The sequence below is a fragment of the Streptomyces sp. 7R007 genome (genome assembly GCF_054850255.1).
The window spans coordinates 1-11,101 of record NZ_JBTWMV010000104.1 but is presented as its reverse complement, the minus strand read 5'-3'; the positions used below and the strand labels follow the sequence as shown (position 1 = coordinate 11,101).

General features: G+C 72.5%; 8 protein-coding genes and 1 tRNA gene. 8 read left to right on the top strand and 1 reads right to left on the bottom strand.

Translation table 11 applies throughout. The features are described from left to right. A partial coding sequence (locus ACYF6T_RS43745; RefSeq protein WP_461703564.1) for a helix-turn-helix domain-containing protein occupies positions 1-729 on the bottom strand: 729 nt, incomplete at its 3' end. A 219-nt stretch (positions 730-948) separates the two neighbouring features. Between ACYF6T_RS43745 and ACYF6T_RS43740 the strand changes: the two genes are divergently transcribed. From ACYF6T_RS43740 to ACYF6T_RS43705, 8 genes are all read left to right on the top strand, one after another. Continuing rightward, on the top strand, positions 949-1,170 hold the full coding sequence (locus ACYF6T_RS43740; protein ID WP_461703563.1) for a hypothetical protein: 222 nt from the start codon (positions 949-951) through the stop codon (positions 1,168-1,170). A 200-nt stretch (positions 1,171-1,370) separates the two neighbouring features. Next, positions 1,371-1,447, top strand: a tRNA-Met gene (locus ACYF6T_RS43735). 439 nt (positions 1,448-1,886) lie between these two features. Beyond that, the gene (locus tag ACYF6T_RS43730; protein ID WP_461703562.1) at positions 1,887-4,220 is read left to right on the top strand and encodes a Helicase associated domain protein; all 2,334 of its coding nucleotides are present in this window, start codon (positions 1,887-1,889) and stop codon (positions 4,218-4,220) included. Between the two features lie 74 nt (positions 4,221-4,294). Further along, on the top strand, positions 4,295-5,725 hold the full coding sequence (locus tag ACYF6T_RS43725; protein WP_461703561.1) for a DNA-binding protein: 1,431 nt from the start codon (positions 4,295-4,297) through the stop codon (positions 5,723-5,725). Positions 5,726-5,843: 118 nt separating this feature from the next. Further along, positions 5,844-6,776, top strand: a complete 933-nt coding sequence (locus tag ACYF6T_RS43720; protein WP_461703560.1) for a TnsA-like heteromeric transposase endonuclease subunit — start codon at positions 5,844-5,846, stop codon at positions 6,774-6,776. Continuing rightward, a complete protein-coding gene (locus tag ACYF6T_RS43715) occupies positions 6,773-8,926 on the top strand; it encodes a transposase (RefSeq protein WP_461703559.1) in 2,154 nt (717 codons plus the stop codon). Before ACYF6T_RS43720 ends, ACYF6T_RS43715 begins: the two co-directional genes overlap by 4 nt. 83 nt (positions 8,927-9,009) lie before the next feature. Beyond that, positions 9,010-10,005 (top strand): TniB family NTP-binding protein, encoded by a 996-nt coding sequence (locus tag ACYF6T_RS43710; RefSeq protein ID WP_461703565.1) that lies wholly within the window; start codon positions 9,010-9,012, stop codon positions 10,003-10,005. Further along, positions 10,002-10,598, top strand: a complete 597-nt coding sequence (locus ACYF6T_RS43705) for a hypothetical protein (RefSeq protein ID WP_461703558.1) — start codon at positions 10,002-10,004, stop codon at positions 10,596-10,598. Before ACYF6T_RS43710 ends, ACYF6T_RS43705 begins: the two co-directional genes overlap by 4 nt. Positions 10,599-11,101: the final 503 nt, after the last annotated feature.

Sequence of the window (11,101 nt, the reverse complement as noted above, 5' to 3'; positions counted from 1 at the left end):
TAGTACTTCTGCGAGGGTCTGTTCCAAGGACTCGCGGCGCTCCCGTTCGGCGCGGAGCTGCTGTTCCTGGTCGTCGATGAGCTGTTGTCGTTCGTCCTCGGCGCGTATCTGTGCCGTGCGTAGCTGCTCGCGGAGCTCTTCGCACGTCTGCCGGGCCTCCTCCCGGCCCTGTTCCGCCTGACTCAGAGCGTCGACGAGCTCGGCGATCTGCTCGGTGAGCGTGCTCCGGGCGGTGTCGTAGGCGGTTTGTTCGTCTGTCAGGCGTTGCTGCAGCTGGCTGTGTTCGGCGGCGTCGCGTGCGACGGCCTGCTCCAAGGCGCGTCGTTCCCGGTCGATCTGGTCCCGTTGAATGCGGGTTTCGCGCAGGTCCTGGTTCAGATCGTGGATGAGACGCTCGGCCGCCTGGTGCTCCCAGTACGAGGCCTTGAGGTTCTCCTCGAGCTCGAAGACCTGGTACTCGTGTGGCCGCGTGGCCCGGATGCATTCGAAGTACAGGCGCCGGGTGCCGGCTTGGGCTTCCTCGGTCACCGGGTGGCCTGTCTGGTCCTCCAGCGCGGCGAACATCTTGCCGAGGAAGTCTGCCGCTGGACGTCGCTCGCCGGAGAGGAAGCGTGAGAGCGTGCCTCGGCTGTAGCCGACGGCGTCGGCGAAGGACTGCAGCGACATCCAGCCGCTGTGCTGGTACAGCTCCCGCAGGCGCACGACGAAAGAGAGATCGGGCTCAGCCACGTTCTCCTTGATCGGCCCCAGCTCCGGCTGCGCGTGCCCTCCGCCCCCCATGAATCCCCCCTGTGGTGTTGCGCAAAGAGCAATGGTCCCACCGGACATTGGTCCTGGCGGTGCGGCTTCCGGCAACGGGGGAGGAATCTGAAGCTGAGGACGTCGCCTCACATCCTGCCCCGGTCGGTCCGGGCCGCAGGCACGGGCGGGAAGGATGCCTCTACCGTCATGTCCGCCTTTCTCACCGCCGCGGCCACCCTGTTCAAGGGACGGCAGCGTCCCCTGGTGATCGCCTTGTGTCTTCTGCCCCTGCTGGTCGTCACGGTGTGCTGCATTCCGGCCCTGGTCGTGCTGCCGTTCTGGCCCACCGGGCATGCCCGCGCCACCGAGCTGCTCCAGCAGCTCAAGGACTGGTCCCTGCATCTGAGAGGGACGGACCAAAACGAGTAGGTGCCCGGGAGGACCGCTCCGGCGCCGGACCTCGTCTCTTTCCTCGGTAGATCTCCGGGTCGGGCGGGCGGCAGCTTGAGCGCAGCCGCAACCGGCGGGGAATGACGCGCCGCCGCGCCGGTGCATCGCCTCGTACCCGCGCCGGGGCGCGGGTAAATCCCTGCCGCTGCTTGCCTGATGGCATACGCTGGGTGCGTCGACGCGGGGTGGAGCAGCTCGGTAGCTCGCTGGGCTCATAACCCAGAGGTCGCAGGTTCAAATCCCGCCCCCGCTACCAACCATCCGGCCCCCTCCCCCGGCGTTCCGCCGTCAGGGAGGGGGCCGGAGCCGTATCCGGTCCGGCGCGCCCACTGCCGGCAGGGCGTGGCCGCGGACTTACCGCCTCAGCGGGCGAACCTCTCTCATCGAAAGACACGCCGTGCACAAGCCGGCCGGGATGTTCGACCGTGACGTCGAGTGGGCCGCACCAGGATGCGGTCGCTGCGCCGGTCGTGTCCGGGTGCGGGGCGAGCCGCCGGTAGACCCGGCCAGGCCCGGCCGAGGTGGTGGCGGCCGCGGCGCCGACGTGGACGCATGGGCGGGGCTGCCGCTACCGGACGCCACCGAGGCTCGTTGCCCGTGCATCGGCGCCGAGGCCGGCCAGGGATGCGCGGCGGGCCGCGGGCATGCCGCGGGTATGGGGTCGCGGGTGGGAGGCGGTTGGGGTGGAGGCGGTCGTGCGGGTGGTGCCCGCGGCGGGTGAGACGACGTGGTCGTTTCTGCACCGGGTGGCGGCCGCCTACCGGCTTCAGGTGACCGACCTGGCTGAATGGTGGCGCTGGACCAGCCCGCTGCGGCTAAAGGACCGTGGGCGTCCGGACGGTGAGGTGCTGCTCGACAGCGTCGCGCAGGGGCAGCTGGCCGGGTGGTGCCGGGTGCCGGAAGCGCATCTGGCCCGGGCGCTGCCGTCGTGGCAGGCCGGACCAGATGCGCTGGACGGGCAGGACGATCGTGGGGTGGGGCGGGCGAGGTGGCGGGTGGGGCCGCTTCCGTGGGGGCCGGTGGCGTTCGGATGCCGGGCGTGTGCGGCCCGGCGCGGGGCTCACGGGCGGCCGGTGTGGGTCTACCGGCCGGCGTGGCGGCGCTGGTGCGCGGCCCACGGCCGGTGGCTGCTCACGGTGGGTGAGGGGCATCCGCTGGAGTTCGCCGAAGTGACCGCCATGACGGCGGAGTTGGGGCGGGCGCAGCGGCGCTGGGGGCGGGTGGAAGCGGCCGCGCAGGCGGCCGGCGTGCGGCCGCGTGAGGTGTTCGCGCTGGCGCGGGCGGTGGTGTGCGGGTGGTGGCAGCGGGAGGAATTCTGGGCGCGGGAGAAAGCGTGGGGGCCGCGTCTGGAGCAGGTCGCGGCGGCCACCGCCCGTACGGCAGGCCATCCGCAGGGGTGGGGGGATGAGCAGTGGCGGTTGCTGGTGCGGGAGATGGTGGTCTTCCCAGAACTCGTGCTGGTGGCGCAGGCGCTGCTGGATCCCCGCCTGCAGGCCCTGGCCGCTGGCCTGGTGCGCGGCGGCGGCCGCAGCCGGGTGGTTGCCGCCCTGGGTGAGCGGCTGGGACGCAACTGGCTCAGCGAGACGGACGTGCAGGCCGGTTCAGGGGCGTTGGCGTCCTGGGCGCAGGCCGTCATCCGCCGGCGGCGCACTGCGGCGGAACCACGGTCCCGGCAGGGCCGGTATGGAATGTGGTGGGTGCCCATGGCGCACCGGCCGGTGGAGCTCGGCCCGGGACTGCGGCAGCCGGCCGGCCCGGGCGGCGACGACGCAGGCGGCCACGAGCGGGCCGGTGAGGCGGACGCGGGGGCCGGGCGGGCGGAGCTGACGGTGCCGCGGCGGGTGGGGCCGGGGCGAGGTCTGGAGCAGTGGCGAGAGGAGCTGTTCACGCAGGGGCTGGAGCAGGCCCGCCGGCATGTGGAGCAGTTCGGTCATCTGGCCCTCCCGCACACCGACGGCCGGGGAGGGGACGGATTCGATCTGGGGCGGTGGCTGGCCAACCGTCGTGCCCAGGCGGCGTCGTTGACGAGCGAGCAGGCGGCGCAGCTTCACCGGCTGGACGCGTGGTGGAACCCGCCCTGGCCGGTGGACTGGCAGCGCGCCTGGTACCGGGCCCGCACCCACGTGCGCGCCCACGGGACAGTCACCGGCGGGGACAACCTGGACGGGCTGCCGCGCTGGCTCGAGCGGTGGCTGCGCCACCAGATCACCCACTACCCCCAACTGCACCCCAACCAGCGGCGCCTGCTCGGCCACCTCGGCCTCACCGAAAGCGAGGTGGCCCGCTTCCACACCTGGCCACACCGTCGCCGTCCGGCCGCCGACGGCCTGGCCGCAGCCCGCGCCCATGCCGGCCGCCACGGCCACCTCGCTCTCTCCCGGCCCACCGACTTCGACGGCTTCCCCCTGGGCACCTGGCTGGCCCACGCCCGAACCCGCCAGCGCCAGGCAGGCCGGCCCACCCGGCTGGGAGCCCAGCTGAGCACCCTCGACGCCTGGTGGGACCCGCCCTGGCCGATCGCCTGGCAGCGCACGTGGTGGGCCTGCCGCCACCACCAGAGGGGCCTGCCGGACGGCATGACCTGGTGGCCCGGCGCCCCGGGCGCCGACCACGCCGACGCCTGGCTCACCCAACAGGCCGCACGCCGCCCCCTGCTCCACCCCGGCCAGCAGGACCTCATCGACGAACTCACCGCGCTGAGCGACCACACGCCCGGATGGCAGCCGCGGATCTCCGACCAGGCCTGGACGATCCTGTCCGCCCTGCTGACCCCGCTCCCCCACCACGGCGGCCGCCGCCGCAGCCAACGCCAACTCCTGGAGGCCATCCTCCACATCACCTGCACCCACCAGCCCTGGACCCAACTCCCCCACGCCCTGGGCCCCTTCCAGACCTGCCTCCGCCGCTACCACCGATGGCTGAGTGACGGCACCCTCACCCGCATCACCCACACCCCACTGCCCGAAACCGACCGGCACTGGCAGACCGCGCTCACCCACCACCTCGACCAGGCGGCGAACAGCCGATGACCGCGCGCTCGGACGGGCCGTGCCCTCAAACCCCTCCACCGGCAATTTCCGCGAACTCCAGGAGACGGTCCGCGGTGAGATCGCCGACAAACTCCGCTGCTCACACCGGGGTGCTGCGGGTCGCACCCGTGACCGGGGAGACCACGGCATCCCTGATCAACCGCGCCGCGGCCAGCTACGGGCTGCAGACCACGGCCCTGCGCTGCAGCTGGCAGTGGCGCAACTACCCGCCCCGGCACGAGAGCGGCAATCTGCGGGCCGATGCCGAGGTGCTGCTGAACGCGGCGGGGCGACAGGTCCTGGCCCGGCTGTGCGCCGTCGAACAGGACGTGCTGGCGCGGGCGTTGCCGACCTGGGGGCAGCAGGACGCCAAACTGCCGGCCCGATCGGATGCGGAGCCCGCGGCAGCGTGGCGGATCGGCGGCGCGCTCGCCGGGCCGGTGGCATTCGGCTGCCGCCTGTGCACCGCCCGGCGCACCGGGACAACGGACCGAGTGGTGCGGTACGCGGCGCGCTGGCAGCGGGTGTGCGTCCGGCACGGACGGTGGCTGCTGGACGCGGACACCGACCACGTACCCGAGCATCTCGATCTGAGCGGCGTGCCGGAGGTCATCGCGGCGCAGCGGCAGTGGGCCAGGGTGGCGCGGCGGGCGGTGCGGGCCGGGGCTGAGCCGGAGCGGGTGTTCGCGCTGGCGCACGCAGTGGTGGCCCGCTGGTGGGAACACGCCTACACCTGGGAGCAGGAGACGATCTGGCCACGCCGCCTGCATCACCTGGCGGGCGGCAACGCCGGTGCGGATCTGGGGCGTTGGCGGATCGTGGGACGGGACGCGGCCGTCTTCCCCGAGGTGGTGGCCGTCGCCGGTGCGCTGCTGGAGCCGGCCATGGCCGAGTTGGTCTGGAGGGACAGCGGCGCTCTGCGGCCGCGGCCGCTGCCCGCTGACGGGATGTTCTGCCGCCACCTGGGCGAACACGTCGGGCGGGAGTGGCTGGGGCCGCTGGCGGCGACCGACTACGGCAGCCCGCTGACCTCCTGGATGGGCGCCGTCATCCGCCGGCGCCGCGGCGAAGGCGGACCGCCCGGCTACGAGTCCGACCTGTGGTGGCTGCGCCAGGAACACCAGGCCGTGAGCATGGCAGGACAGCTGCGGGTGCTGGGCAAGGAGAAGAAGGCGCCCGGCGCGGGAAGGACGTGGCGGGCAGCGGTACCCCCCGAACAGCGCGCCCAGATCACCCGGGCGATCGAGAGCGCCCAGGAACAACTGCTCCAGCTGCGCGGCGCTCAGTACGGCAAGACCGCCGACGCCGCCCGGCAGTTGCTGCGCACCCTCGGCCACGCCGCCACGCTGATCGACCAGGCCGTACGGGAGACCGCAGCAGCAGCCCTCACCGCCGGGATGGCACTGGAGGATCTGGCGTACTGGGCCCGCCTGCCGGCCGATGTCCTGGCGGATGTGCTCGTGGCCGATCACGACGAGCGGCCGGCAGCGCAGTGGTGGGTGTGATCAGGATGCGGCGGGTGTGCGCGATGCCTTGCGCAGTGGCAGCTCCTTGTCCGGCGCCGTGTGGTCAATATGCGTGAAGCCGCCCGCGCCGCGGGCAAGACGGGCTTGACTGGGCCGGGTGGGCAGCAAGGACGCTGCGGCCAAAGCGGGCGGCCGCGCACAGGACGCGCAGGCGGATACCGGGTCCGGGTGGGAGGCGGTCTTCCTCGACCCCCTGGGGCAGGTGGTGCAGCAGCGGTGGGCGGACGCCGTCCTCGCCGTCGCCTTCGAGGAGCTGGAGCCGACCTCGGCGTTCCCGGTGGTACCGGGGCGGCGGTGGGGGCCCGGCCTGTGGTGGTCGGCCACGACCGGCCGGCACGTGGTGTGCGGGTCGGCCGCGATGCGGGCGCAGCTGATGGTGCTGGACCGCGACCCCGAGGTGGTCGGCCTGGCCGGGCGGCCGGTTCGGCTGATGTGGCGCAACAGGCGCGGCCAGGTGCGCTCGTGGACGCCGCAGCTCTTCGCCCGCTACCGCGACGGCACCGCCCTGCTGGCCGACTGCCCCAGCCGCCCGGAGGCCGGCGGACAGCGGGCCTTGAAGGCCGCCACGGTTCTTCAGGCGGCGTGCGCTCAGGCCGGCTGGACCTACCGGCGCTTTGAGCCGCTGCCAGACATCCTGGCCGCCAACCTGAAATGGCTGGCCGGCTACCGCCACCCCCGCAACGCCGGCCGAGCGGGCCTCATGCCCGCAGTCCTTAAAGCCTTCACGCGGCCGCGGCCGCTGATCGAAGGCGCCGAAGCAGTCGGCGACCCGATCGAGGTCATGCCCGCCGTCTTCCACGCCCTGTGGCACGGGCAGTTGACCACGCCCCTGGACGTGCCGCTGCAGGAACGGGCCCTCCTCAGCCCCGGCACCGGCACCGGCAGTGCAGAACGTCCGCCCAGCAGCGGCAGCAGTCCCGAACCCGTCAGCCGTGCCTCGAGCAGCGTGTCGGCGGGTGACCGCCCCGCAGCGGACGGCGCCGGCGGCGCGGCGCGCGCAGCCGGCCGCCGCCGCGGGGGCGGGCGGTGAGCGGGCGGCACACCGGCAGGCCGGTCCTCGAGGTCGGCGCGCACGTCCGCTTCCGGGAGTCCACCTGGCAGGTCGTCGCCGTGGCCGGGCAGCTCATCCACCTGGCGGGTGAGAACGCAGACGAGAGCGTGCTGGCCGGGCACCTGTTCGCCGATGCATCCTTCTGCATCGTCGGCACCGACAGGCCACAGGCGGTGACGCAGTGGGGTCTGTTCGAGACCGCGCCCGAGGACGCGCGCCGCCGGGCGCTCGCCTGGCAGCGCCACATCCGCGAGGTGGAATCCGGCCTCCCCGGCGAGCCCAGCGCCGGCCAGGTGCCGCGGCCCGCGTACGACCCCGACCGGTTCACGCTCGCCCAGCGCGAGCAGGCCAAAGCCGCGGAGCTGACCGCGACCGGCTTCGGGACCGTCTCACGCACCACCGTGCAGCGCATGCGGCTGGCCTACCGCAAACAGGGCCTGTGGGGGCTGATCGACCACCGCACCACCCGCCGCCCCAGCCCCGCGGGGCGCACCGACGACCGGGTCATCGCCGCGATCGAGGAAGCACTGCGCCGCCAGCGCGGCCGCTCCAAGGGCACCGTCAAAGGCCTGATGCCCCTGGTCGCGCAGATCCTCGCCGACCGGCACGGCCCCGGCACGGTGCCGATGCCCTCCCAGGCCACCTTCTACCGGCTCGTGACCCAGCTCGCCGGGCCCGCCGAACACCCCCACCGCCCCGCTGCCGGCCCCAACACCCCGGCCGGCCGGCGGGCGTTCACCCCGACCGTGGCCCTGCGGCCGGGCGAGCAGGTCCAGGTCGACACCACCCTGCTGGACGTGATGGCCGTCTTCGACGACTCCACCACCGGACGGCCCGAGCTGACCATCGCCGTCGACGTCGCCACCCGCGCCATCCTCGCCGCCGTCCTGCGCCCGGCCGGCACCCAGGCCGTCGACGCCGCCCTGCTGCTCGCGGAGATGGCCGTCCCCCACCCCGCCCGCCCGACCTGGCCCGACGCCCTGCACCTGGCCTACACCCCACTGCCCCCGCTGAAGCGGCTGATGAGCCTGGACGAACGCCTCCAGGGCGCAGCCGCCCGGCCGGTGGTCGTGCCCGAGACGATCGTCGTCGACCGGGGCAAGATCTACCTGTCCGCGGCATTCACCGCGGCCTGCGAGATCCTCGGCATCAGCGTCCAGCCCACCCCGCCCCACGCCCCGAGCGCCAAAGGCATCGTCGAGCGCGCCTTCGGCACCATCAACGCCCTGTGGTGCCAGCACCTGCCCGGCTACACCGGATCCGACGTCACCCGCCGCGGAACGGACACCGAAACCGAGGCCTGCTTCAGCGTCACCCAGCTGCAGGACCTCCTCGACGAATGGCTGATCCACTACCACCACCGCCCCCACGAAGGCCTGCGCCACCCCACCCTGCCCAAAAAAGCCCTCACCCCCAACCAGATGTGGGCCGCCCTCATCGCCGTCGCCGGCCACGTCACCCTCCCCCTGACCGGCAGCGACTACCTCGAACTGCTGCCCGTGCGCTGGCAGCCCATCACCGCCCGCGGCATCCGCATCGACCACCGCACCTACGACGCGGACGTCCTGGCCCCCTACCGCGGCCAGCCCTCCCCCCACGCCGCCCGCGGCGGCAAATGGGAGATCCACACCAACCCCCACGACGCCCGCCAGATCTACATCCGCCTGCCCGACGGCCACCTCACCGAAATCCCCTGGATCCACCGCGACCACATCCACGCCCCCTTCAACAACGCCACCTGGCAGCACATCAAAACCACCACCACCCGCGTGAGCGACGACCGCGACACCCACGAAGCCGACCTCGCCGACGCCCTCGACCAGCTCATGCGCCGCGCCCGCACCCGCACCGCCACCCCCCGCGAACAACGCCTGATCACCCGCACCGCCCCCCTGAAAACACCCCCGCCCCCAGCCACCACCCGTCCCATGCCGCACCATGCCGACGACGCCGCCCGGGACGACGACGGCCGGGACGACGACAGCCTCGACGACCTCGACCACCCACCCGACGACCAAGACCTGTCCGACGACCAAGAACAGGCCGACGACGAGGCCGGCGACACCGCCCCCGTCCCGTACACCGGACTCGGCCTCTACGACCCCGCCCAGGAAGCCCTCAACTGGTGACCCACCCCCAACCCCACCCGCACACCGCCACCGCCACCCCACCACCGCCGCCCGGCCCGCACCCAGCACAACCGGACTGGCCGATCACCACCTGGCAGGGCTGGCAGCACTTCGCCACCACCCCACCCCCCACCCCGCCCCGCCCCGGCGATGCGCCCCGCAGCCGCGAGGAACGCCTCGCCTACCACTCCCAGTTCGTCACCGTCCGCACCCCCGCCATCAACACCCTCGCCACCCAGGTCCGCACCCTGATGCTGCTCGGCCGCCACCAGCAGACCACCGCCCGCCCCTCACTGATCGTCACCGGCCCCGCCGCCGCCGGGAAAACCACCGCCCTCCTCGAGGTCGGACGCGCCTGCCACCTCGCCCACATCCGCACCCACCCCGCCCCGCCCGGACACGCCCACCAGCAGGTACCCGTCGCGTACCTGCTGGTGCCGCCCGGCGCCACCGCCAAGACCCTCGCCACCCAATTCGCCCGCTACCTCGGCATCCCCGTCACCACCCGCATGACCCAGACCCAGATCACCGAAGCCGTCTGCCACACCTACACCCAAGCGGGCGTCCGCCTGATCCTCATCGACGAGATCCACCGCCTCAACCCCCGCACCACCACCGGCGCCGAAGCCACCGACCTCCTCAAAGACCTCACCGAGCGCATCAAAGCCACGTTCGTCTACACCGGCATCGACGTCGCCTCCACCCCCCTGTTCACCGGCGTCCGCGGCGCCCAACTCGCCGGCCGCGCCAGCCTCATCACCTGCGGCCCCCTCCCCGCCCGACACGGCCACACCCGCCCCTTCACCGACCTCATCACCGACATGGAAACCGCCCTCGACCTCACCCACCACACCCCCGGCACACTCCCCCGCCACGCCACCTACCTCCACCAACGCACCGCCGGCCGCATCGGAAGCCTCGCCCGCCTCATCCGCCAAGCAGCCATCACCGCCATCAGCGACGGCACCGAACGCATCACCAAGAAAACGCTGGACGCCATCCCCCTCGACCACCTCGCCGAAGAAGCAAGCCGCCCCCGCACCCACCACAACGCCAGAACAGGCAAACCCCGCACGTGAACAACAGCCCCGCCAAGAGAGCCGACGAAAAACCCGCCGCTCTCTACGCCAGGGCGTGGGACGTCCTGGTCCCCGCCCGCGCCGACTACCTGGCCGGCGTCTCACCGCACTACAACGAGGTCTTCCACGAGGTCACACAACGAACCGAGCACACGGGCAGCCTCGGCAAGACGGACATCGCAGCCCTCACCGTCTGGAAACGGCTGACCGCGCAAACCCGTTGGGTACCGGCGCTGATGTCCCTGCCGGACACCCACGTCCGCGCCGTCACCGAGCGGACCGTCACCGCTGTCCGCGACACCACCGTCCCGCGCAGCGAGGCCGCCCGCCAAGGACGCGCCGTCATCGCCGAACTCCCCGGCCTGCGCACCGGCGACGCCCTCGCCTCAGCCGTCCTCACCACAGCAGCACCGCGGCGGATGGCCGTCTACGACCGCCGCGTCCAACACGCCCTCACCACCCTCGGCCTCACCCTCACCCCCACACCGGGACGCTACGGCCGCTACCTCCAACTCCTCGACGACCTCCTCCACCACGCCCCTGAACCCGCCGACAGCTGGAGTGCACGCGACCTCGACACCGCCCTGTATTAGACCGGCATCACCCCCCAGCACCCACCGAACCCCGACCACACAACAAGACGCTGACCAGCACAAACACGCGCCGGACCTTTAGATACCAGACGCCATCACTAACACCACCACACCATTATCAAAACCCCGACAACCGCAGGTCAGACAACTCATCACCACCGCTGAAGCCTCAAGAAAAGAGCCCGCCCCCTTCTCAGCAAACCCCCAACACCCCAGCTCACAACCCACCCACCACACCAACTACGGCACTCTCAATCACAGCCATCACCCGCCTGCAACAAATCAACCGGGATTTGGACTGCTCGCTGGAGATGGAGACTTCTCAGCTCATCAACGAGCTCCTCAACGGCTCGGGCACGGCGGCACGCAAGGCCTTGTAGCCGCGGGTGCGCAACGACCGGGCGGTGCGGCTACTGGCTGGGGGCAACGTCCCGGGCCGCGTAGGCGAGCAGCTCGCTCAGCACCGCCTCCGTGGACGCGGGCGGCCGGCTGCGCCACTCCCC